22 protein-coding genes are annotated in these 22,573 nt (G+C 75.0%); 6 read left to right on the top strand and 16 right to left on the bottom strand.

Annotated elements, in window-relative coordinates; translation table 11 throughout:
* Positions 1-65: 65 nt before the first annotated feature.
* Positions 66-2,660 (bottom strand): putative bifunctional diguanylate cyclase/phosphodiesterase, encoded by a 2,595-nt coding sequence (locus ACLQ2V_RS09265; RefSeq protein ID WP_425717985.1) that lies wholly within the window; start codon positions 2,658-2,660, stop codon positions 66-68.
* 221 nt (positions 2,661-2,881) lie between these two features.
* Entirely contained in the window at positions 2,882-5,020 is a 2,139-nt protein-coding gene (gene ligA / locus ACLQ2V_RS09260) for an NAD-dependent DNA ligase LigA (RefSeq protein WP_425718319.1), read from the bottom strand.
* Positions 5,021-5,472: 452 nt separating this feature from the next.
* Here ligA and ACLQ2V_RS09255 point away from each other — a divergent pair, with 452 nt between their 5' ends.
* Positions 5,473-6,108, top strand: coding sequence for a type II toxin-antitoxin system PemK/MazF family toxin (locus ACLQ2V_RS09255; RefSeq protein ID WP_425717984.1), 636 nt, complete (start codon positions 5,473-5,475; stop codon positions 6,106-6,108).
* A 77-nt stretch (positions 6,109-6,185) separates the two neighbouring features.
* Here ACLQ2V_RS09255 and ACLQ2V_RS09250 read toward each other — a convergent pair whose 3' ends face one another.
* From ACLQ2V_RS09250 to ACLQ2V_RS09220, 7 genes are all read right to left on the bottom strand, one after another.
* On the bottom strand, positions 6,186-7,187 hold the full coding sequence (locus ACLQ2V_RS09250; protein WP_425717983.1) for an ADP-ribosylglycohydrolase family protein: 1,002 nt from the start codon (positions 7,185-7,187) through the stop codon (positions 6,186-6,188).
* Between the two features lie 48 nt (positions 7,188-7,235).
* Positions 7,236-7,601: a VOC family protein gene (locus tag ACLQ2V_RS09245; RefSeq protein ID WP_425717982.1), complete on the bottom strand. Its 366-nt coding sequence runs from the start codon at positions 7,599-7,601 to the stop codon at positions 7,236-7,238.
* Positions 7,602-7,637: 36 nt separating this feature from the next.
* Positions 7,638-8,642 (bottom strand): methionine synthase, encoded by a 1,005-nt coding sequence (locus ACLQ2V_RS09240; RefSeq protein ID WP_425717981.1) that lies wholly within the window; start codon positions 8,640-8,642, stop codon positions 7,638-7,640.
* 20 nt (positions 8,643-8,662) lie between these two features.
* Positions 8,663-9,736 (bottom strand): tRNA 2-thiouridine(34) synthase MnmA, encoded by a 1,074-nt coding sequence (gene mnmA, locus ACLQ2V_RS09235; RefSeq protein WP_425717980.1) that lies wholly within the window; start codon positions 9,734-9,736, stop codon positions 8,663-8,665.
* A 46-nt stretch (positions 9,737-9,782) separates the two neighbouring features.
* Positions 9,783-10,958, bottom strand: a complete 1,176-nt coding sequence (locus ACLQ2V_RS09230; protein WP_425717979.1) for a cysteine desulfurase family protein — start codon at positions 10,956-10,958, stop codon at positions 9,783-9,785.
* A 118-nt stretch (positions 10,959-11,076) separates the two neighbouring features.
* Positions 11,077-11,736: a class F sortase gene (locus tag ACLQ2V_RS09225; protein ID WP_425717978.1), complete on the bottom strand. Its 660-nt coding sequence runs from the start codon at positions 11,734-11,736 to the stop codon at positions 11,077-11,079.
* Positions 11,733-12,578: a DUF4397 domain-containing protein gene (locus ACLQ2V_RS09220; protein WP_425717977.1), complete on the bottom strand. Its 846-nt coding sequence runs from the start codon at positions 12,576-12,578 to the stop codon at positions 11,733-11,735. Before ACLQ2V_RS09220 ends, ACLQ2V_RS09225 begins: the two co-directional genes overlap by 4 nt.
* 241 nt (positions 12,579-12,819) lie before the next feature.
* Here ACLQ2V_RS09220 and ACLQ2V_RS09215 point away from each other — a divergent pair, with 241 nt between their 5' ends.
* Positions 12,820-13,425: an RNA polymerase sigma factor gene (locus tag ACLQ2V_RS09215; protein WP_425717976.1), complete on the top strand. Its 606-nt coding sequence runs from the start codon at positions 12,820-12,822 to the stop codon at positions 13,423-13,425.
* A complete protein-coding gene (locus ACLQ2V_RS09210; protein ID WP_425718318.1) occupies positions 13,388-14,353 on the top strand; it encodes an anti-sigma factor in 966 nt (321 codons plus the stop codon). Before ACLQ2V_RS09215 ends, ACLQ2V_RS09210 begins: the two co-directional genes overlap by 38 nt.
* A gap of 118 nt (positions 14,354-14,471) precedes the next feature.
* On the opposite strand, the gene ACLQ2V_RS09205 is transcribed toward ACLQ2V_RS09210, so the two are convergent.
* From ACLQ2V_RS09205 to ACLQ2V_RS09190, 4 genes are all read right to left on the bottom strand, one after another.
* Positions 14,472-15,431, bottom strand: coding sequence for an electron transfer flavoprotein subunit alpha/FixB family protein (locus ACLQ2V_RS09205; protein WP_425717975.1), 960 nt, complete (start codon positions 15,429-15,431; stop codon positions 14,472-14,474).
* Between the two features lie 11 nt (positions 15,432-15,442).
* Positions 15,443-16,222: an electron transfer flavoprotein subunit beta/FixA family protein gene (locus ACLQ2V_RS09200; RefSeq protein ID WP_425717974.1), complete on the bottom strand. Its 780-nt coding sequence runs from the start codon at positions 16,220-16,222 to the stop codon at positions 15,443-15,445.
* Between the two features lie 210 nt (positions 16,223-16,432).
* The gene (locus ACLQ2V_RS09195; protein WP_425717973.1) at positions 16,433-16,837 is read right to left on the bottom strand and encodes a hypothetical protein; all 405 of its coding nucleotides are present in this window, start codon (positions 16,835-16,837) and stop codon (positions 16,433-16,435) included.
* 2 nt (positions 16,838-16,839) lie between these two features.
* Positions 16,840-17,637 (bottom strand): GNAT family N-acetyltransferase, encoded by a 798-nt coding sequence (locus ACLQ2V_RS09190; protein ID WP_425717972.1) that lies wholly within the window; start codon positions 17,635-17,637, stop codon positions 16,840-16,842.
* Positions 17,638-17,752: 115 nt separating this feature from the next.
* On the opposite strand from ACLQ2V_RS09190, the gene ACLQ2V_RS09185 reads away from it, so the two are divergent.
* Positions 17,753-18,151: a PLD nuclease N-terminal domain-containing protein gene (locus ACLQ2V_RS09185; RefSeq protein WP_425717971.1), complete on the top strand. Its 399-nt coding sequence runs from the start codon at positions 17,753-17,755 to the stop codon at positions 18,149-18,151.
* A 19-nt stretch (positions 18,152-18,170) separates the two neighbouring features.
* Here the strand turns inward: ACLQ2V_RS09185 and ACLQ2V_RS09180 are convergent, their stop codons facing one another.
* Both ACLQ2V_RS09180 and ACLQ2V_RS09175 read right to left on the bottom strand, forming a co-directional pair.
* Positions 18,171-19,793, bottom strand: coding sequence for an acetolactate synthase (locus ACLQ2V_RS09180; protein WP_425717970.1), 1,623 nt, complete (start codon positions 19,791-19,793; stop codon positions 18,171-18,173).
* Positions 19,794-19,910: 117 nt separating this feature from the next.
* A complete protein-coding gene (locus ACLQ2V_RS09175) occupies positions 19,911-20,684 on the bottom strand; it encodes an enoyl-CoA hydratase-related protein (RefSeq protein ID WP_425717969.1) in 774 nt (257 codons plus the stop codon).
* Between the two features lie 97 nt (positions 20,685-20,781).
* Here ACLQ2V_RS09175 and ACLQ2V_RS09170 point away from each other — a divergent pair, with 97 nt between their 5' ends.
* The gene (locus ACLQ2V_RS09170; RefSeq protein WP_425717968.1) at positions 20,782-21,336 is read left to right on the top strand and encodes a DUF6232 family protein; all 555 of its coding nucleotides are present in this window, start codon (positions 20,782-20,784) and stop codon (positions 21,334-21,336) included.
* On the opposite strand, the gene ACLQ2V_RS09165 is transcribed toward ACLQ2V_RS09170, so the two are convergent.
* Positions 21,282-21,773 carry a nuclear transport factor 2 family protein gene (locus tag ACLQ2V_RS09165; protein ID WP_425717967.1) on the bottom strand — a complete coding sequence of 164 codons (492 nt, stop codon included), beginning with the start codon at positions 21,771-21,773 and terminating at the stop codon, positions 21,282-21,284. The genes ACLQ2V_RS09170 and ACLQ2V_RS09165 overlap by 55 nt on opposite strands.
* Before the next feature lie 312 nt (positions 21,774-22,085).
* On the opposite strand from ACLQ2V_RS09165, the gene ACLQ2V_RS09160 reads away from it, so the two are divergent.
* Entirely contained in the window at positions 22,086-22,568 is a 483-nt protein-coding gene (locus tag ACLQ2V_RS09160) for a DUF6232 family protein (protein ID WP_425717966.1), read from the top strand.
* Positions 22,569-22,573 lie beyond the last annotated feature (5 nt).

The raw sequence follows: 22,573 nt of genomic DNA, 5'->3' as shown, positions 1-22,573 counted from the left end.
CCCGCCGGGTGTCTCCGACTCCCCCTCCAATCGGCGCGGCTGCCCTTTCGGCACGGGGGGCGGGGTCAGCGGGCCTGCGAGGGCCGGGTTCCGGCCTCCCGCGCCGCCGGCCGCAGCGGTCGGTACCGGGCCAGCCAGGCGGCCAGCTCGTCGGCGGGCATCGGCCGGGCGTAGAACCAGCCCTGCGCCACGTCGCAGCCGGCGGCGTGCAGCAGCCGCCAGGTCCGCTCGTCCTCCACCCCCTCGGCGACCACCCGCAGCCCCAGCGCCCCGGCCAACTCGATCATCGACCGGACGATCGCGGCGTCGTCGGCGTCGTCGGCCATCCCGAGCACGAACGACCGGTCCACCTTCACCTCGGAGAGCGGCAGCCGGCGCAGGTGCTGCATCGACGAGTACCCGGTGCCGAAGTCGTCCAGCGCGATGGCCACCCCGATGCCGTGCAGCCGGGAGATCGTGGCCAGCACCCGGCGGGGGTCGGCCATCAGCGCGCCCTCGGTGATCTCCAGTTGCAGCCGCTCCGGGCGCACGCCGTACCGGGCGAGCCGGTCGGCGATCTGGTCGGCGATCTCGCCGGTGTGCAGGTCCCGCACGCTGACGTTGAGCGCGGCCCGCAGGGTGATCCCGGCGGCCGACCACGTCGCCAGCTGCCCCACCACGTCGTCGACCACCCGGCGGGTGAGCAGCCGCATCACCGCGCTCTGCTCGGCGACCCGGATCAGCTCCTCCGGGTCGACCATGCCCCGACGCGGGTGCCGCCAGCGCAGCAGCGCCTCCACGCCCACCACCTCCCCCGTGGCGATGGCGACCTGGGGTTGGTAGTACATGGTGATCTCGCCGGCGTCGCCGACCGCAGCGGATGCGCCCGAGCCGCCCGAGCTGGCCGAGCCCACCGAGCTGGCCGAGCCCGCCGAGCTGGCCAGGATGCCGGGCCCGCCCGCGTTGCCCGGCGTCGGGCTGCCGCCGGAGGGCTCGAGATCCGACCGCCCTGCCCCTGCCGCCGCCGTCGGCGTCGGTGCCGTCGCCTGTGGCGGCACTGCGGTCGCCGTCGCCGTGGTCGTCGGCTCCGCCGTCGGGACCGGCCCGGCCGCCCGGTCGCCCCCCGCCGGGGCGCTGCCGGGGTCGGCGGGCTGCTCCGCCCCGGCCCCGCCGGCCCGCCGGCGCAGCGGATCGGCGGCCGTGACGATCCGATTGATCAGCTCGTCGGCGTGGGCGGGCTCGGAGCGCTCCCGACGTCGGCGCAGCCGGGCCATCCCGCCGGCCCGTCCGGCGACCGCCGGGGGGAGGGCTGCGGGCAACGCGGCACCGTCCCCACCGCGCACCCCGGCGATCTCCCGGTCGTCCCGCCCCGCCGGGCCCGCTTCGAGTACGCGCCGCAGGTCGGCCAGGAGGCCCAACCGCTCGGCGGAATTGTGGTCGGACTCGGCGGCGTAGACGGCGACGGTGTCGTTGCGGTGCTTCGCGTCGTACATCGCCACGTCGGCGTGGCGCATCAGGGTGGCGAAGTCCTCGCCGTGCTCGGGGTAGAGGGCGATGCCGATGGAACCGCCGACGTCCAGGGGCAGCCCGTCCAGCTCCACCGGCTCGGCGAGCGCCCCCGCCAGCCACTCGGCCCGCTCCCGGGCGGCCGTCACGCCGGTCAGCCCGGTGCAGACGATGGCGAACTCGTCCCCGCCGAGGCGGGCGAGCAGGTCCTGCTCCCCCACCGCGTCGGCCAGCCGGGCGCTCACCTCCACCAGCAGCCGGTCACCCACGGCGTGCCCGAGCGCGTCGTTGACGTTCTTGAACCGGTCGAGGTCTATCAGCAGCAGCGCCAACTGGGCATCGGAGTCGCCCCGCGCGGCCCGTTCGGCGTGCAGGTGGACCTGCTCGGCCACCTCCGCCAGCAACGCCTTGCGGTTCGGCAGGCCGGTGAGCGGGTCGAGCGCGCCGAGCTGCTCCTGCTCGACGGCGAGCCGGGCCATCCGGTACACCGCGAAGAGCGGCACCAGCACCAGCGGGATCAGCGCCGCGCTGGCCCGCGCGGCGGCCACCAGCACCGGGGCGAGCAGCAGCAGCGAGCCGGTGGAGATCAGCTCGTACCCCAGGCCCGACCGGACGCCGGGCCACCACCGCTCCCCGAACCGCAGCCAGATGGCCATGCTGACCAGGCCGTAGTTGACCACGAACCAGGCCGCCGTCGCGCCGCCAACCGCCAGCACGTCGGTCCAGCCCAGCGGCCCGTCGTCGAAGATCCCACCCGGCCCGAGGCCGGTGACCAACGCGGCGGCGGCCAGGGAGCAGGTGTACTGGGCGGCGTTGAAGCCGGCCCGCCACGCGGCGTGCCCGGTCCGCCAGCCGGAGACGACGACCGCCACCGTCTGCACCGCCACGGCCGGGGCGAGCCCCCAGCCCAGCAGGATGGCGAAGGTGAAGCAGGTGGACGGGAAGACCGCCGAGGACTGTCGTCGCCCCGGCGGCACGAACGGTCGGGCGTCGCAGACCACGGCGAGCGCCGCCATCGTCCAGAACGCCCCCGGCAGGTCGGCGAGGCGGCCCGGCAGGTCGGTCAGCGGCCCGGCCGAGACCAGCAGCGCCAGCGCCGCGACGCCCGCGACGAAGCCGAAGAAGACCGCAGCCCGTCCCGGCGGGACGGAGTTTCGCGGGTCGACGGCCTCCATCGCACCTCCCGGCACAGCCTCGACGGGCCCTGCGCCCGTCGTGACCTATGAAACGCCCTGATCACCGGTTTGTCCGAGACGACAGCCACGAATCGGTCGTAGTCGTAATTAAGTTGGTATACGCGGCCAGGTGCGGTCAAGCCCCGCCGAGCGGTGTGCGGCCCCCGCCGGGAGGCACGGCACTCCGCCGGCACGCAGGCCCCCGGCGCGGCCGACGGCCGTCACTCAGGGACGCGGGCCGCTTCCCGGGCCGCGTCCGGGCCCTCGGCCAGCAGGATCCGGAAGCCCTCCTCGTCCAGCACCGGCAGCTTCAGGCCGACCGCCTTCTCGGCCTTCGAGCCGGGGTTGTCGCCCACCACCACGAAGCTGGTCTTCTTCGACACCGAGCCGGTCACCTTCCCGCCCCGGGACTGGATCTCCTCGGCGGCCTGGTCGCGGGAGAAACCGGCCAGGGTCCCGGTCACCACGACGGTGAGCCCCTCCAGCGGGCGCGGCCCCTCGTCGCCGGCCTCCTCGGCCATCCGTACGCCCGCCTCGGCCCACTTGCGGACCACCTCGCGGTGCCAGTCGACGGCGAACCACTCCTTGATGCTGGCCGCGATCGTCGGGCCGACGCCGTCGACCGAGGAGAGCTCCTCCTCGCCGGCCGCCTCGATCGCGGCCATCGAGCGGAAGTGCCGGGCCAGGGCCTGGGCGGCGGTCGGGCCCACGTGCCGGATGGAGAGCGCCACCAGCACCCGCCACAGGTCGCGTTCCTTGGCCACGGTGAGGTTGTCGAGCAGCTTGGCGGCGTTGGTGCCGAGGCTGCCGTCCTTGTTGACGAAGAACGGCGACGTGGCCAGCTTGGCGGCGTCGAGGCCGAACAGGTCGCCCTCGTCGGTGATGACCTTCGCGTCCAGCAGCGCCGCCGCGCCCTTGTAGCCCAACACCTCGATGTCGAACGCGCCCCGCCCGGCCAGGTGGAAGACCCGCTCGCGCAACTGCGCTGGGCAACTGCGGCTGTTGGGGCAGCGGATGTCGATGTCGCCCTCCTTGGCCGGGGCGAGCGGGGTGCCGCAGGCCGGGCAGGTGGTGGGCATCACGAACGGCCGGGCGTCGGCGGGCCGCAGGTCGACCACCGGGCCGAGCACCTCGGGGATCACGTCGCCGGCCTTGCGGATCACCACCGTGTCGCCGATCAGCACCCCCTTGCGCTCCACCTCGCGGGCGTTGTGCAGGGTGGCCAGGGCCACCGTGGAGCCGGCCACCCGCACCGGCTCCAGCACGGCGAACGGGGTGACCCGGCCGGTGCGCCCGACGTTGACGTCGATGTCGAGCAGCTTGGTGTTGACCTCCTCCGGCGGGTACTTGAAGGCGATCGCCCAGCGCGGGGCCCGGCTGGTCGAGCCGAGCCGGCCCTGGATGGAGACCGGGTCCACCTTGACCACGACGCCGTCGATCTCGTGCTCGACGTCGTGGCGGTGCTCGGCGTAGTGGGCGATGAACTCGGCGACGCCGGCCAGGTCGGGCACCACCCGCCAGCGCTCGCTGGTCGGCAGCCCCCACGCCTTCAGCGCCGCGTACGCCTGGGACTGGGCGGCCGGGGTGAAGCCGCGCCGGGCGCCGATGCCGTGCACCACCAGCCGCAGCGGCCGGGACGCGGTGACCCGCGGGTCCTTCTGGCGCAGGCTGCCGGCGGCGGCGTTGCGCGGGTTGGCGAAGGGCTCCTTGCCCTGCTCGACCAGGCCGGCGTTGAGGTCGGCGAAGGCGGCGACCGGGAAGTAGATCTCGCCGCGCACCTCGATGAACTCGGGCACGTCGGGGAAGTCGGCCGACGGGGTCAGCCGGGCGGGCACGTCGCCGATGCTGCGGACGTTGGCGGTGACGTCCTCGCCGGTGCGCCCGTCGCCCCGGGTGGCCGCGCGGACCAACCGGCCCTTCTCGTAGGTGAGGTTGATCGCCAACCCGTCCACCTTGAGCTCGCAGAGGTAGGGCACCGGGCCGCCGGCGTCCCGCTCCACCCGCTCGGCCCAGGCCGCCAGCTCCTCGTCGGCGAAGGCGTTGTCGAGGGAGAGCAGCCGCTCGGCGTGGGTGACCGGGGTGAAGTCCGTGGAGAACGTGCCGCCGACCCGCTGGGTCGGGGAGTCCGGCGTACGCAGGGCGGGGAACGTCGCCTCCAGCGCCTCCAGCTCCCGCAGCTGCCGGTCGAACTCGGCGTCGGTGACGATCGGGGCGTCCAGCACGTAGTAGCGGTACTGGTGTTCGGTCAGCTCCTGGCTGAGCGTGGCGTGCCGCTCCCGCGCCTCGGGGGTCGGCTCGGCGCCCGCCGCCGCCTCCTGGGCCGGGGTGACCCGCTGCGCGACGACGTCCTCCGCCGCCACGTCACCGCCGCCGGTCGACCCGACACCGCCACCGGCCAGGTCGCCACCACCGTCGGCCGGATCGCCGTCGACCGAGCCGCCGCCGGCCGGGTCCCCACCGGCCGAGCCGGCACCGTCGCCCGCAGGGTCGCCGCCGCCGTCTGCCGATGCGCCACCGCCTACGGGGCCGGGTCGGCCCCCAGTCGGCCTCGCGGCCGAGGCCGCCTCGCCCTGGGCCGCTCCGTCGCTGCTCGACGCCCCGTCGCTCTCGGACACCCTGCCGCTCCCCGACACCTCGCCGCTACCGGACACGTCGTGCGACCTCCCGTGATCAAGCTACCCCCGCACCGTATCGGTCGGGTGGGACAATCCACCGTCCGCCCGCCGCGCCCGACCGCCCGGCACGCCCCCCGACGTGCGAGGATCGCCGCACGTCGGCGGCACCGGGCCGGCACGGGACGAGGGGGAACGGGATGCCGGACTGGCTGCTCTGGGCGCTGGCGATCGTGCTGGCCGTCGCGGCCGGTTGGGCGTGGAGCGAATGGCGTCGGCGCGCCGCCGGCACCGGACGCGCCCGGTCGGACCGGTCCCGCCCCGGCCGCCCCCGGCCGCGCCCCGGCCGCAGCGCCACCCGCCCCGACCGGGACGCCGGCACGCGTTCGACCGGTGCCGGCACGCGCGGTTCCGACGCCGGCACGCGCCGGCCCGGACGGGGCGCCGACACCCGCAGACCCGGCCGTACGGCCGCCCCGCCCCGACCCCGCGACGGCGACCGCGACACCGCCGGCACGCCGCGCCCCGGCGAGATCTGGTGGGCCGACGTGCCGTACGCCGACGGCAGCGGCTCGAAGGTCCGCCCCTGCCTGGTGCTTTGGGCCGACGGCCGGAGCGCCGAGGTGCTCAAGATCACCAGCCAGGACAAGTCCGATCGGGACGACCACGTCCGCATCCCCACCCGCGACTGGGATCCCGACGCCGAGCACGACAGCTACCTCGACATCAGCGAACCGATCCCCGTCGCCGCCTCGGCCTTCCGGGAGCAGGCCGGCACCTGCCCCACCCAACTCTGGCGGCACCTGACGGCCCTGCCCCACCTGCCCACTTCCTGAAGTCGTCCCGCGCGGCCCGGGGTCGCGCCCGCGCCCACCCACGAAGTCGGTCGGGCGAGGGCACACCGGCAGCGGGCTCAGTCGTGCGGGGTGGCGAGGGTGAGCAGGTCGTCGGCGTACTCGATTCGGGTGGACCACTCCGCCGGCCAGGCGGGCATGCCGTGGGCCGCGCCGACGAACGCGCCGGCCAGGGCCGCGATCGAGTCGGAGTCCCCGGCGGTGGTCGCGCCCCGGGCCAGCGCGCCCACCGGGTCGTCGGCGTGCCACAGCGCGCAGAGCAGCGCGGTGGTCAGGGCCTCCTCGGCCACCCACCCCTCGCCGGTGCGCCGGCACGGGTCGCCGCCGTCGTCGGGGCGGGCCAGCGCGGTGCTGAGCCGGCCGAGCGCGCCGAGGCACTCGTCCCAGCCACGGGCGATGAACTCCTGCGGCGAGTCCACCCCCGGACGCTGCCACAGGTCGCCGAGCCACTCCGCCCGGTAGACCCGGCGCTGCTCACGGGCCCGCCCGGTGAGCAGCGCCGGCAGCTCGGCCAGGGCCGCGCCGTCGCGCAGCACCCGGACCGCGTACGCGGTCAGCTCGCTGGCGGCCAGCCCGGTGGGGTGGCCGTGGGTGAGGCCGGCCTGGAGCTGGGCGAGGCCGGCCAGGGTGTCCAGGTCGACGGGGAGCAGCCCGACCGGGGTGACCCGCATGTTCGCGCCGCAGCCCTTCGAGCCGGCCACCGTCGCCTCCTGCCAGCGCAGCCCCCGGGCCAGCTCCGCGCAGGCGCGCAGGCAGGTCATGCCGGGGGCGCGGTTGTTCTCCGGGCTGACCGACCAGGCCAGGAAGCGCTCCCGCAGCAGCGGCTCGACCACCTCCGGCGTGGGCGTCGGCGCGTCGTGCAGCGCCCAGGCCACCGCGAGTGCCATCTGGGTGTCGTCGGTGACCATCGCCGGCTCGCCCTCCAGCTCACGGGGGCCGGACGGGCCGTAGCGGCGGTGGATCTCGTCGACGGTCAGGAACTCGGTCGGCCGGCCCAGCGCGTCACCGTAGGCGAGGCCGAAGAGCGAGCCGGAGGCCCGCCGGAGCGAGGAGTCGATCATTCAAGCGATGATGCCCCGCGCCCGCAACCGCCGCCACGTGGGGCCCGGTCAGTCCCAGCAGAGACAGAACGGGTGGCCGACCGGGTCGGCGTAGACCCGGAAGCCCTCCCCCTCGCCGGGCAGCCGCCGCGCCCCCAGGGCCAGCGCCGCCCTCTCGGCGGCCTCGATGTCCTCGACGGTGACGTCGAGGTGGAGCTGCTGGGGCCGCTCCGGGTCGGGCCAGGCCGGCGGGCGCAGGTCGGGGGCCCGCTGGAAGGCGAGCCGGGGGTGGTGCCCCGGCGAGCCGCCGAGGGTCACCCACTCGTCGTCGGATTCCTCCTCGATCAGCGGCAGGCCCAGCAGCTCGGCGTAGAACGCCGCGAGGGCCCGGGGGTCGGGGCAGTCGATGACCGTGGTGCGCAGTTGTCCAACCATGGGCGCCATTCTGCCCACCGGGTACGACGGAAAACGTCACTCCTCGGCGAGTCGCCGCCCCGCGTCGCGGCACGCCGCGAGCACCGCCCGGACGTACTGCGGGTCGGCACCGGCGAGGCCGCAGGCCGGGGTGACCACCACCTGCTCGGGCAGTTGGCGGGCCGGGAAGCCGAGGCGGCCCCAGAGCTGGCGTACCCGGTCGGCGACCTGGGCGGAGGTCGGGGCGCGACCGCCCGGCGGCGCGGTGGCGGGCGCGGCGCCGGCCAGCAGCCCGAGCCCGGCGTCGATGGCCTCGCCGAGCGGGTCGAGCTCGCGCACCAGGCTCAGGTCCAGCGCGACCGCGACGGCCCCGGTGGAGCGGATCAGCTCCAGCGGCACGTCCGGCGCGCAGCAGTGCACCACGACCGGCGCGCCGACCGCGTCGACCACCGTGCGCAGCAGGGCCGCCGCGTCGACCTGCGGCACCGGCCGGTACGCGCCGAAGCCGCTCTCGGTGGGCACCCGCCCGGCCAGCACGGTCGGCAGGGAGGGCTCGTCGAGCTGGAGCAGCACCGTGGCCCGGGGCAGCCGGCGGGCCACCGCCGCGACGTGCCCGCGCAGCCCCTCGGCGAGGGATCCGGCCAGGTCCCGCACGGCGCCCGGGTCGCGCAGCATCCGCCCGCCGATGGGCAGGTCGAGCGAGGCGGCCAGGGTGTACGGGCCGGCGGCGGAGACCTTGACCGTCCCCGCGAACTCCTCGGCCTGCTCGGCGAGCTGGTCGAGGTCGCGTTCCATCAGGTCCCGGGCCCGGCGCAGGTCCCGCCCCGGGTGGGCGGCCACCCGCCATTGCCCGGCGTAGAGCTCGACGGGGAGCTCGGTGAGCAGGCCGCCGGTGCGCCCGATCAGGTCCGCCCCCGCCCCGCGCGCGGGCAGCTCGGGCAGGTGGGGCAGGGCGGGCAGCTCCCCGAGGACGATCCGCTGCGCCTCGGCGACGTCGGTGCCGGGCAGCGAACCGATGCCGGTCGCCGCGCCGGCGGGCCAGGGCCACGCAGTGTGTGTCACGGGCGAAGGGTATACGGGGTTCAGCCGGCGATGGTGGCGGAGCCGAGCACGACGTCACCGGCCGGGTCCGGCCGGTACGCCACCAGGGCTTGACCAGCGGCGACGCCGCGCAGTGGGCGGCGCAGCTCGGCGCGCAGGGTGCCGCCGGTCAGCTCGACGGTGGCGGCGACCACGTCACCGTGGGCGCGCAGCTGCACCTCGCACTCGATCGGGGCGGTCGGCGGCTCGCCGCCGGTCCAGACCGGGCGCTCGGCGCGGACCGTGGAGACCTCCAGCGCCTCGGCCGGCCCCACCGTGACGGTGTTGGTCGTCGGGGTGATGGAGAGCACGTAACGCGGCCGGCCGTCCGGGGCGGGCCGGTCCAGGTGCAGGCCCCGCCGCTGCCCCACCGTGTACGCGTACGCCCCGGCGTGGCTGCCCACCACCGCGCCGGTGAGCGCGTCGACCACCTCGCCGGGGGCCTCGCCGAGCTGCCGGGCGAGGAAGCCGCGGGTGTCGCCGTCGGCGATGAAGCAGATGTCGTGCGAGTCCGGCTTGTCGGCCACGGCGAGCCCGCGCCGGGCCGCCTCCGCGCGGACCTGCGCCTTGGTGGAGTCGCCGAGCGGGAAGACCGACCGGTCCAGCTGGGCGCGGGTCAGCACGGCCAGCACGTACGACTGGTCCTTGGCGGCGTCGACGCTGCGCCGCAGCAGGCCGTCCGGGCCGAGCCGGGCGTGGTGGCCGGTGACCACGGCGTCGAAGCCCAGCGCGACGGCCCGGTCCAGCACCGCCGCGAACTTGATCTTCTCGTTGCAGCGCAGGCACGGGTTCGGGGTGCGGCCGGCCGCGTACTCGGCGACGAAGTCGTCGACCACGTCGGCGTGGAAGCGGTCGGCCATGTCCCAGACGTAGAACGGGATGCCGAGCACGTCGGCGGCCCGCCGGGCGTCGCGGGCGTCCTCCAGGGTGCAGCACCCCCGCGCCCCGGTGCGGTAGGTCTGCGGATTGCGGGCCAGCGCCAGGTGCACGCCGGTGACGTCGTGCCCGGCCTCCACGGCCCGCGCCGCCGCCACGGCGGAGTCCACCCCGCCCGACATGGCCGCCAGAACCCTCACCCCGTCACGCTCCCTTCCCCGACCACGAGCCTACCCGGGGGTGCGGTCAACGCGGGGTGCGCAGGGCGGCGGCCCGGCGGGCCCGGTCGACGGCGGTCGGCAGGGCGGCCACCACGGCGTCGATCTCGGCCTGGGTGCTGGTGTGGCCGAGGGTGAAGCGCAGCGAGGAGCGGGCCCGGTCGTCGTCGGCGCCCATCGCGATCAGCACGTGTGAGGGCTGGGCCACCCCGGCGGAGCAGGCCGAACCCGTCGAGCAGGCGATGCCCTGGGCGTCGAGCAGCAGCAGCAGGGCGTCGCCCTCGCAGCCGGGGAAGGAGAAGTGCGCGTTGCCCGGCAGCCGCTCGACGGGGTCGCCGTTGAAGACCACCTCGGGGACGGCGTGGCGGACCCGCTCCACCAGGTCGTCGCGGAGCGCGGCCACCCGGGCCGCGTACTCCCGCTGGCCCTTCACGGCCCGCTCCACCGCGATCGCGAAGGCGACGATGCCGGCGGTGTCCAGCGTGCCGGAGCGCACGTCGCGCTCCTGGCCCCCGCCGTGCAGCAGCGGCGTGGCCGCGACGTCGCGGGCCAGCAGCAGCGCCCCGACCCCCGTCGGGCCGCCGAGCTTGTGGCCGGTGACGGTCAGCGCGGAGACGCCGGCGGCGGCGAAGTCGACCGGCACCTGACCGACGGCCTGGACCGCGTCGGTGTGCAGCGGCACGCCGTGCTCGGCGGCGACGGCGGCCAGCTCGGCGATCGGCTGGAGGGTGCCCACCTCGTTGTTGGCCCACATGGCGGTGACCACGGCGACCCGGTCGCCGTGCGCGGCCAGCTCGGCGCGCAGCGCCTCCGGGGCGAGTCGGCCCACGGCGTCCACCGGCAGCCAGCCCACCTCGGCGTCCTCGTGGTCGGCCAGCCAGTCGACCGCGTCGAGCACGGCGTGGTGCTCGACGGCGCCGGAGACCACCCGCCGCCGAAGCGCCGACGCCGACCGGCGGGCCCAGAAGATCCCCTTGACGGCGAGGTTGTCGCTCTCCGTGCCGCCGCCGGTGAAGATCACCTCGGACGGGCGGGCGCCCAGCGCGGCGGCCACCCGTTCGCGGGACTCCTCCACCCGCCGCCGGGCCCGCCGGCCCGCCGCGTGCAGTGACGACGCGTTGCCGACCTCACGGGCGGTCGCGAGGTACGCCTCCAGTGCCTCGTCGAGCATCGGAGTCGTCGCGGCGTGATCCAGGTATGCCATCGCCGATCAGCCTACTGACCGGGCCTGCGCAGGCCGAAGGCCGGAGGGCACCCGCGCCCCGGCGGCGGGTGGCCGTCGGGGCGCGGGCGCGTGGTGGGCGGGGACAACGGCCGGTCCCCTACGCCGGTACGGCGGTGACGACGATGTTGTCGCGGTAGTGCCGGGTCCGGGCGTCGAACGGGCCGCCGCAGGTGATCAGGGTCAGCCTCGGCTTGCCGTCGCGGGCGAAGTACCGCTGCAACGGGATCTTCGTCTTGGCGTACTCCTCGCGGGCCACGACCCGGTACTCGCGCGGCCGCCCGTCGCTGCCGGCGGCGGTGAGGGTGTCGCCCCGGTCCAGCTCGCGGAGCCGGTAGAACGCCCCCTTGCCCTGCTCGGCGCTGTCCACGTGGCCGGCGATCACCACCGAACCGGCGGCGGTGGCCAGCCCGGGGCCGTACCGGTACCAGCCGACCCGGTCGACGCTGGGCGGCACCTCGAACTCGTCGGTGCGCTGGTTGATCCCGACGGGATCGACCACGACGCTGACGTCGATGGCGGGGATGCGCAGCCGTACCGGGGGGAGGGTCTGCTCGCCGGCCGGCAGCTCGCCCGGCGCGACCGGCACGGAGGCCGGTGTGCCGCCGGTGGGTGACGACGGCGCGGTGGCCAGGGCCGCCGCGTCCCGCGCCCCGACGTCCTCGGCGGGACCCGAGCCGCAGGCCACGAGGCCCGCGACGGTGAGCGCGGCGACGCCGGCGGCCATGGCCGCCAACGCGCCGCGGTGACGCACCGTCACCGGCGACCGCCCCGGGCGGTGGCCGTCCGGGCGGTGGCCACCCGCGCGCCGCCGCCGACCAGCAGCAGTACGCCGGCGCCGGCCAGCGCGTACCACCAGGTCTGCACGCCGGTGCCGGCCTGGCCGCCGGTGCCGCTGGGCACGCCGCCCGGGGCGGAGTGCAGGCCGGTGATCGTCTGCGCCACCAGGTCCAGGTTCTTGGCCTCGGCGGAGCCGGTCGCGTAGACGATGGTGGCGGTGCCCTCCTTGAGGTTCAGGTCGGCCGGGCCGATCGCCACGGTGTCGGTGCCGGCGAGCACCACGTCGGCCTTGACCGTGCCGGCGTCGACGTCCGCCTTGGCCTCCTCGGGGTTGGTCAGGCCCTCGAAGACCGGCTTGCCACCGGCCCGGACGTCCACCGCCGGGGCCGCGGCGGTGTGCCGGACGATCAGCCGGGCCTTGCCGGCGGCGAGCTTGGCGGTGTCGTTGACGAACGGGGTGATCTTCGGCTTGCCGGCGGCGTCGAGGTGGGCGGCGAGGCTGATGTTCGCCCCGCCCGGGACCTCGGCGTCGTCGACGGTCAGGATCGCCTTGTCGATCGCCTCGCCCGGCTTGGTCAGGGCGATGTCGTACGCGCCCTCCTCCAGGCTCAGCGGGCCCGCCACGTCGCCCGGGGCGAAGTTGTCCAGCGTCTTCTTGCCGTCGACGTAGACGTCGACGGGGGTGTCCGGGATCCCGTGGACCACCGACACCTTGGCGGTGGCGGCGAAGGCCGGCGTCGCGGTGGCGGCGGCCACGCCGGCGAACGTCAACGCGGCGACCGCGCCCCCCGCGGCGACCCGACCCAAGTTCGGAAACTGCATGTCTTCCTCCTGGTGGTTCGTGCTGGTTCGTCAGGTCTGTCGTGCAGAACGGGTTACGCCGGCCGGCGCACCCCCGGATGCGATCGCCGAAAGATTTCTTTTCTGCGCGCCGACCGCATCCGGGGCGAGGGCCGCGGACGAAGAGCAGATGAGAAGAGTGCAGGCGCATACCGACCGCGAGAGTGGGGCGAGGACTGTGCGGGCTACAGTCGGGCATGTCCCACGGAAGGCGAACCGCCCGGTGACAGCGGTGCAGCAGAAACCCGATCCGCCACCCCCCGACGACCTCGCCGAGCGGTTCCGCGCCGGCGACGAGGCCGCGCTGCGGCAGGCCTACGACCGGTACGGCCGGGCGGTCCTGCACCTGGCCACCAGCACCCTGGCCAACCGCAGCGACGCGGAGGACGTGACCCAGGCGACCTTCGTCGCGGCCTGGCTGGGGCGGGACACCTTCGACCCGGCCAAGGGCTCGCTGATCGGCTGGCTGCTCGGCATCGGCCGGCGCAAGGTGGTCGACCGGCTGCGCGCCGCCGCCCGGGAGAGCCGGGTCGTGGAGACGGTCCGGCGGCTACCCGAGCCGGCGGCGACCGGCCCGGACCCGGAGACGGTGGTCGACCGCCTGGTGCTCGCCGACGAGCTGGCCCGGCTCCCCGACGACCAGCGCCGCATGTTGGAGCTGGCGTTCTACGACGACCTGACCCACCAGCAGATCGCCACGGCGACCGGGGTGCCGCTGGGCACGGTGAAGAGCCACATCCGCCGTGGGATGGCGAGCCTGAAACGCAGATGGGAGGTGGACGGTGCCGCACCTGGAGCACGACCGGCTGGTCTATCTGGCGCTCGGTGAGAGCGAGGCGGACAGCGACGAGGGCCGCCACCTCGGCACCTGCGCGCACTGCCGGGGCGAACTGGCCGCCCTCCGGCACGTCGCCGGCCTCGGCGCCGAGACCCGGGGCCTGAGCGACCTGCCCGACCCGCCCGCGCACGTCTGGCAGGGCATCCTCGCGCAGCTCAGCGCCGCCGACGGTGCCCCGTCGTCCCCCGGCGCGGCGCAGGCCGGCACCGACGACCTGCCGTCGCCCGGCGAGCGCCGGGCCGTGCCGATGCCGAGGGGCGCGAAGACCGCCGCGGCGGGCGGCGTCGCGGGGCCGAGCGACAGCCCCGGCACGCCCACCGGCACCGACACGCCCACCGGCACCGACACGCCCACCACCGCCGGGCCGCCCACCATCCGTGGCGGGGCGACGGTCGGCGGGGCTGCGGTCGGCGGGGCGGCGGTCGGCGGGGCGGCGGTCGGCGGGGCGAGGGGCCGGCGGGCGCGACGTCGGCTGCCCCGTTGGGCGGGCACCGTGGCGACCGCGTTGGCCGCCGCCGTCGTCGGGGTGGTCGGGACGCTCGCCGTCCTACCCGACGCCGCCGACGCCCCCCGGCCGCCGCAGCGCGCGGTGCTGGCCGGCGGGCAACTGTCGGCGTACGGCAGCACGCCGCGCGACGCCAACGGGAACGCCCGGGTGTTCGCCGACGGCCAACTTCATCTGCACGTGGCGAATCTCCCGACGGTTCCGGGGTACTACGAGGTCTGGCTGATCGATCCGTCGACCATGCGGATGTTCTCGGTCGGGGTGCTCAGCTCCGGCACGGGCGACGCGCTGCTACCGTTGCCGCCGAACGTCGATGTGCGGACCTACTCGGTGGTGGACGTCTCCGCCGAGCGCTACGACAACAAGCCCGCCCACTCCGGCGACAGCCTGCTGAGGGGCGCACTGACGGGCTGATCGGCGGGCCGGATCAGCTCCCCGGCCCGCCGATCAGCTCCCTTCCGTGACGCGAGGCAGGGGCCATCCGAACCCGGGTGGCCCCTGCCTCGTTGCCCGCCGGTGGCGGGGCGTGCGTTCACTTGCGCTTGCGGATCTCCTCGGCGGCCTGGGGGACGATCTTGAACAGGTCGCCGACCACGCCGAAGTCGGCCAGCTCGAAGATCGGGGCCTCGCCGTCCTTGTTCACGGCGACGATGGTCTTCGAGGTCTGCATGCCGGCCCGGTGCTGGATCGCGCCGGAGATGCCCAGCGCGACGTAGAGCTGCGGGGAGACCGTCTTGCCGGTCTGGCCCACCTGGAACTGGTGCGGGTAGAAGCCGGAGTCGACGGCCGCGCGGGACGCGCCGACCGCGCCGCCGAGCAGGTCGGCCAGCTCCTCGACCAGCTTGAAGTTGTCGGCGTTGCCGACGCCGCGACCGCCGGAGACGACCACGCCGGCCTCGGTCAGCTCGGGGCGGGAGCCCTTCTGCTCGGCCACCCGGTCGACGACCTTGGCGAGCTTGTCGGCGTCGGTGACCGACACGGTGAGCTGCTCGACGGCGGGCGTGGCGGCGGCCGGGACCGGAGGAACCGAGTTCGGCCGGACGGTGACCAGCGGCAGGCCACGGGTGACCTTGGACTTCACGATCGCCGAACCGGCGAAGGCGACCTGGGTGGCGGTGCCGTCGGCGGCGAGGCCCACCACATCGGTCAGGATGCCGTTGTCCAGCTTGACGGCGAGCCGGGCGGCGATCTCCTTGCCCTCCTGGGCGGAGGCCAGCAGCACGGCGGCGGGCTGGACCCGCTTGACCAGCTCGGCCAGCACGGTGGCCTTCGGTGCCACCAGGTAGCCGTCGATCTCCTCGCTCTCGGCGGCGTAGATCTTCTCCGCGCCGTACTCGCCCAGCTTGGCGCTCAGCGCCTCGGCGGCGCCGGGGCCACCGAGCACGACCGCGCTGGGCGTGCCCAGCTCGCGGGCGAGGGTGAGCATCTCCAGGGTGACCTTCTTGACGCCGAACTCGCGGGTGGCTTCGACGACGACGAGAACCTCAGACATGTCCAGACCCCTCACACGAACTTCTCGGTGGCGAGGAACTCGACCAGCTGCACGCCGCCGGAGCCCTCGTCGGTGACCTTCGCGCCGCCGGAGCGCGGCGGACGCTTGCTGTGCTCCAGCACGGCGCTGGTCGCGCCGTCGAAGCCCACCTCGGCCGGTGCGACGCCGAGGTCGGCCAGGGTGAGGGTCTGCACCGGCTTCTTCTTGGCGGCCATGATGCCCTTGAACGACGGGTAGCGCGGCTCGTTGATGGTGTCCCAGACGGAGACCACGGCCGGGGTGGAGGCGGTGACCACCTCGTAGCCCTCCTCGGTCTGCCGCTCGACGGTCAGCGTGGCCCCGTCGACGGTGAGCTTGCGCGCGCCGGTCAGGGCGGCGACGCCGAGGCGCTCGGCGATCATGTGCGGGATGACCTGGACCCGGCCGTCGGTCGACTCGGCCCCGCAGATCACCAGGTCGGCGTTGAGCTGACCCAGGGCGGCGGCGAGGACCTTCGAGGTGGCCACGGCGCAGGAGCCGTGCAGCGCATCGTCGACGACGTGGACGGCCTTGTCAGGCCCCATGGAGAGCGCCTTGCGGATCGACTCGGTCGCCCGGTCCGGACCCATGGTCAGGATGGTGACCTCGCCGCCGTGCGCCTCCTTGACCTTCAACGCCTCCTCGATGGCGTACTCGTCCATCTCGTTGATGACGTTGTTCGCCGAACCGCGGTCGACGGTGTTGTCGTCGGGGCGCAGGCTGCGGTCCGCGCCCGAATCGGGCACCTGCTTGACGAGTACGACGATGTTCATCGCGATTCGACGACCCTCCTGTTGGTGTGGCGATTGCTCGCCGGTCTCGGGCGCAGCCTCGCGCGTCGTCGACGCGTGGTCAACCGCCGGCCGCTGTTTCTGCTTGCCCACCGGCAATGTTACCCACAAGTAGTATTCGCTCCCGAGGGCCCGACGGTGACACAGATCACCCCGGCGGGTCACGCCGAGCGGTCGGCCCTGCGCCGCCGGTCAGCTCGCCTCGGCCAGCGTCCGCCTGATCCGGTCGATCACCGCCGCCTCGGCCGGCGCGACGCCCCCGTCGGCCTGCGCCACCCGGTCGGCCGCGACCAGCACCACCGAGCGGTACGCCTCGACCTCCCCCGGCGCCTTGGCCCGCAGGATCTCCATCGCCCGGCGCAGCGCCGGCAGCACGATCGCCTCGATCTGCGCCGCCGGACTCTGCGGCAGGTGCGGCAGCGGGCCGGAGGTGAGCGCCTCCCGCACCACCCCGCCGGCCTCGACCAGCGCCCCGGAGGCGGCGATGCTCTCCCGCACCATGGCCAGCACCCCGGGCACCGCGTTGGAGACCAGGAACACGGCGCCGAAGGCCCCGGTCCGCAGGGTGAGCCGCTCGTCCGCCGTCAGTGATTCCATGATCACGGAGTGTAGACGTACGGGGTGGTGGTGGTGACCGCGACGAGCCCGAGTCGCTCCAGGATCGGCCGGCTCTCCGGCGAGCAGTCCACCTGCACCAGGGCCTTGCCGCGCTGCTCGGCCAGCCGCGCCCGGTACGCCACCAGGGCCCGGTAGACGCCCCTGCGCCGCCACTGCGGCAGCGTCGAACCGCCCCACAGCGTGGCGAAGCCGGTGCCGCGCTGGTAGCGCACCCAGCCGGCGCTGATCGCCTCGTCGCCCGCCTCGGCCACCACGACGGTGATCGACTGCGGGTCGGCCTCGATCTCCCGGGCCAGCCCGGTCACCAGGTGGCTGCGGTCGCTGTTCCAGACCGCCTCCTCCATGGCGGCGACCCGCTCCAGGTCCGCCATGGCGGTGACCTCGCGCAGGCGTACCCCCTCGGGGAGCACCGGGACGGCGGCGGCCAGGGCCGCGACCGGGCCGACCACGACGGTCTCCTGCTCCTCCGGCACGAAGCCGGCGGCGCGCAGCCGGTCGCCCAGGTCGGCCGGCTCGTCGTGCCCGTTGAGCTTCCACTCGGCCCCCTCGCCCCGGGCGCGGAAGAACTCGACCTGCCGGGCGATCAGGGCGTCCAGGGCGGGGCCGGCCAGCCCGTCCAGCGTCCGGTACGTGATGAAGCCGCGCTGGTCCAGGCCGAGCACCCGGGTCAGCGGGCCGTCGGAGTCGACGGTCACCCCCGCCGGCAGCGGGTCGGGGATCTCCGGGCGGATCTGGGCGTCGTAGGCGTCGCGCAGGCGACGCGCGTCAAGATCGGTCATTGCCTCAGCCTAGGCAACCGGCAAAACGGATAAATGGCCTCAGCCGGGGGCGGTTAGGCACCGGTTCGACGCGCACCGCTGCGCCGACGCGTCCCGGTGCGCCATGATGGCCGGCATGGTTCGCCTCTACGGGGTGCTCTTCCTGGCCCAGTTCGTGCTCGCCGTCTGCGCGCTGATCAGCTGCCTCTCCGCCGAGGAGGGGCAGATCCGGGCGCTGCCCCGGATCGCCTGGGTGCTGATCATCCTGTTCTTCCCGCTGGTCGGCTCGATCGCCTGGTTCGTCGCCGGCCGGGAGCCCGGGGCGCGCGGCCGGGTCGGCACCCGGCCGACGGGGATCGGTCGCACCGAGCGCCGCCGGCCGGTCGCCCCGGACGACGACCCCGACTTCCTCTCCGCGCTCGACGAGCGCTCCCGCGCCGAGCAGCGGGACCGCCTGCGCCGGGAGGAGGAGCGGCGGCGGCGCGAGACCGAGCCGGGCCGAGCTCCGGACGACCGGGACCGCCCGGAGCTCTGAACGCGCGGCGTCGGGCGGCTCAGGCCAGATTCGACGACCGGGGGTACGCGTCGGCCGGGTCGGTCAGCACGTTGACCAGGTACGGCACGCCGGAGGCGAAGGCCCGCTCCAGGGCCGGGGCCAGGTCGGCGGCCTTCTCCACCGTCTCCCCCGCGCCGCCGAGCGCCTCGACCACCCGGTCGTAGCGCAGGCCCGGCTGCAGGTCGGCGGCCACGTCGTAGCCGTACATGGCGCGCATCGGGTGCTTCTCCAGCCCCCAGATGCCGTTGTTGCCGACCACGATCACCACGGGGAGCCGCTGCCGGACCAGGGACTCCACGTCCATCAGCGAGAAGCCGGCCGCGCCGTCGCCCATCAGCACGCAGACCTGCCGGTCGGGGTGGCTGACCCGGGCCCCCATCGCGTAGCCCATGCCGGTGCCGAGGCAGCCGTACGGGCCGGGGTCGAGCCAGGTGCCGGGCTGCGCGGGCTCCAGGTACTTCCCCGCGTACGAGACGAAGTCGCCGCCGTCGCCGATGGTGATGGCGTCCGGGGCGAGGACCCGACGCAGCTCGCCGTAGACCCGGGCCGGGCGGATCGGGTCGGTCTCGGCGGCCATCGCCTCGGCGTCGCGGGCCTTCGCGGCGTCCTCGGCGAGGCGCAGCTCGGCGATCCAGTCGGCGTGGTCGGCCCGGTCGCCGGAGTGCTCGGCGAACGCGGTGAGGATCAACCGCAGGTCACCGGCGGGGCTGACGGCCGGCTGCACGTGGGTGGCGCGCTGGCTGGGGGCGTCCACCACGTGCACGACCTGCGCGTCGCCGAAGTCGCCGAAGGAGAGCCGGAAGTCCAGCGGGGTGCCGACCACCACGACCACGTCGGCGCCGCCCAGGGCGACCCGGCGAGCCTTGGCGAAGGCCAGCGGGTGGCTCGGCGGCAACGACCCCCGGCCCATCCCGTTGGTGAACACGGGCACCGACAGCGCCTCGGCGGCGGCCCGCAGGGCGTCGACGGCGTCCCCGGCGTACACGTCGGAGCCGGCGATGATCACCGGGCGGGCGGCGGCGGCGATCAGCGCGGCGGCCCGCGCCACCTCCGCCGGGTCGGCCTCGATCGGGGCGGGCGGGGTCGCCTCGGGCAGCTCGGCGTCGCCGACGGAGAAGACCGCCTCCAGCGGCAGGTCCAGGAAGACCGGGCCCCGGTGCGGGGTCAGCGCGGTGCGCAGCGCGGCGTCGACGGCGCGCGGGATGTCGTCGGCGCTGAAGACCGTCTCGGCGTGCTTGGTGACCGGGGCCACCAGCGGGAGGTGGTCCATCTCCTGCAGGCTGCCCGAGCCCCAGCGGAACTGCGGGGCCCGCCCCCCGAGCACCAGCACCGGTGAGGCGTTGAAGAAGGCGCTGGTCAGCCCGGAGATGCCGTTGGTGACGCCGGGGCCGGCGGTGAGCACGGCGAGACCGGGGCGGCGGTTGAGCTTGGCCACCGCCTCGGCCGCGAAGACCGCCGACTGCTCGTGCCGCACGTCGTAGAGCGGGAAGCCGGCGCCGTGGGCGGCGTCGTAGAGCGGAAAGACGTGCCCGCCGGAGAGCGTGAACATCTCCCGCACGCCGTGCGCGCGCAGCGCCGCCAGCGCCAACTGCCCGCCGTGACCCTCGACCCGTTCCGTCATCGCCGCTCCGCTCCCTCGTCCACGATCGACGTCACACGCTACTGGCCGGTAGGCCCGATGTGAACCGCCCCCGACGCCACCGGGTGGTCCTCGGGCCTACCGGCCGGGTCCTCGGGCCTACCGGCCGGTGAAGTCCGGCTTGCGCTTCTCGACGAAGGCGGCCATGCCCTCGCGCCGGTCGTCGGTGGCGAAGAGCGCCGCGAAGAGCTGAGACTCCCAGGCCAGGCCGGAGGCCAGGTCCATCTCCAGGCCGCCGTCGACCGCCAGCTTCGCCGCCCGCAGCGCCTGCGCCGGGCCCCGCAGGTACGGGGTGACCAGCTCGACGGCGGCGGCGTACACGTCGGCGGCCGGGACCACCCGGTCGGCCAGGCCGATCCGCAGCGCCTCCTGGGCGTCCACCATCCGACCCGACATGATCAGATCCTTGGCGCGGGCCGGGCCGACCAGCCGAGCCAGTCGCTGGGTGCCGCCCGCGCCGGGGATGACACCCAGCTTGATCTCGGGCTGCCCGAGCTTGGCGTCCTCGGCCACCACCCGCCAGTCGCAGGCCAGCGCCAGCTCGCAGCCGCCGCCGAGGGCGTACCCGGTGATCGCCGCGACCACCGGCTTGGGGATCCGGGCGAACGCGCCGAGCGCGCTGGAGAGGTTCGCCGCCCGGCCGGCCATGTCCGCGTAGGACATGTCGGCCATCTCCTTGATGTCCGCGCCTGCGGCGAAGACCTTCTCGCCGCCGTAGACGACGACGGCGCGCACCTCGGGGTCGTCGGCGGCCGCCACCGCGGCGGCCCGCAACTCCTCCTGGACCTGCTTGTTCAGCGCGTTCATCGGCGGCCGCTCCAGCCGGATGGTGCCGATGCCGTCCCTGGTCTCCAGCCGCACGAACTCGCTCACGCTGCCCTCACTTCCTCGTCGAAGTCGCGTGCCAACCTTACGACCCGGATCGTTGGGGTAGACAGTCCGGTGATCGCCCTGCTACCCGGAGCCGCCCATGACGACGTACTACGAGGACAAATCGGTGCGGGTGACCGGCACCGCCGTCCGGATCGACGACCGGGTCTACCCGCTGGCCGAGATCAGCCTGGTCTGGCACCTGCGGGGCGGCCGGTCCTGGCGGGTGCTCGCCGGCCGGGGCGCGCTCGGCGTAGCACTGGCCGGCCCGCTCGTCGCCGCCGCACTGGGGGTGGCCCTGGCGCTGTGGCTGCACCGCTCGGTCACCGTCACGATCGCCATCGTGGGCGCGTCGGTGCTGGTCGGGCTCGCCGTCGGCCCGGTCGCCGACTTCCTCTTCGAATACCTGGACCGCTCGTACACCCGGGGCAGCCGGCAGCTCGAGCTCTGGGCCCGCTGGCGTGGGCAGCCGGTACGGCTGCTGAGCACCCGCGACGCGCTGCGCTTCGGGCAGATCTACCGGGCCGTGCAGCGGGCGGTGGAGGCCGGCCAGGCCACCGGCCCCGCCGCCGGCCCGGCACCCGACCCGCGCCAAGGGCCTCAGAACGCGATCGGCGCGTCGGGGAGCATCGCCAGGCCGCGCAGGAGACCGTAGAGGTCCTGCTCGCCCCAGAACTGCACGATCCGGCCGTCGGCCAGCCGGTACATCTTGCAGGCGCTCTGCGTGGCGGTCACGCCGGTGGCATCCCGGCGGTACGTCTGCACGAGCGCGACGACCACCCGGTCCCCGGCCGCGAAGAGCTCCACGATCTCCTGGTCGAGCACGGTCAGCCCCGGCGCGGCGACCGCCTGTTCCACGTACCGCCGGCCGCGCACGGCGGTGCCGGAGCCGTAGATCTCGACGTCCTCGGCGACCACCTGACGCAGCTCGGCCAGGTCCTTCGTGACGAACGTCCGCAGGTACCGCCGAACCACCTCGACGTTGCGCCCCACCTCGGCATCCTGCCCCGGCACGCCGTGCCGCTCCGGCCCGCCGTGCTGCTCCGGCCCGCCGTGCCGCTCCGGCCCGCCGTCACGCAACTGTTTCCTCATGGCATTCCAAGCTAGGCGGCCGGGCCCGGTGCCGGTGCCGCTGCCCGGCACCGGGCGGGGACCTCTCTGACGGGCCCTATGGAGCTGATGTCGCGAACGAATCGGCGCGGGCTGCCCCGCAGCGAGGCGGCCGCAAACCAGCCGATCCCGGTTGTGGAGGGATCGGTCGGACTCGTGGCGGCTGCGGGTGATGTCGTGAACGACTCAGCTCCAAAGGACGCGGAGGAGGTGTCCCCTACCGCCCGTCGGGCTTGCTGTGGATGGGCTCGCAACCGGCTGGGCGCGCCCGGCCCGTGACGGTTAACCTTAGTGATGACCCTCTATTACCGGGACGACGCGGTGCAGGTGACCTCCGAGTCGATCCAGGTGGGCGGCCACCTCATCGAGATCCCCGACGTGACGTACGTCTATCACGCGCGCGGGCGGACGACCCTCGCCGTCCGGGGCCGGGTCGTCGGCCGGGGCGTGCTGGTCCTGCTGCTGTCGCTGCCCCCGCTGGTGGCGCTGGTCTGCGTGGTGTCCCTCGCCTATTCGGCGCAGGACCGGGGCAACTGGACCCTGGCCCTGATCATCCTGGCCGCCTGCGCCGTCGGCGCGCTGGCCATGTTCCCGTTGCTGGAGCTGGCGCTCGGCTGGCTGGACCGGTCGTACGAGCGGGGCAACAAGGTGCACGAGCTGTGGGTGCAGCACCACGGTCGGGAGGTGATGCTCCTGCGCACCCCGGACGCGCTGCGGTTCGGGCAGATCTACCGCGCCGTGCAGCGCGCCGTCGAGCAGCAGGGGGAACAGCGCTGACCTGC

Origin of the sequence: Micromonospora sp. DT233, from assembly GCF_049841815.1 — a bacterium.
Lineage (GTDB): Bacteria > Actinomycetota > Actinomycetes > Mycobacteriales > Micromonosporaceae > Micromonospora.
Note: the sequence above shows the minus strand (reverse complement) of the source record. Positions and strands in the feature narration are given on the sequence as shown.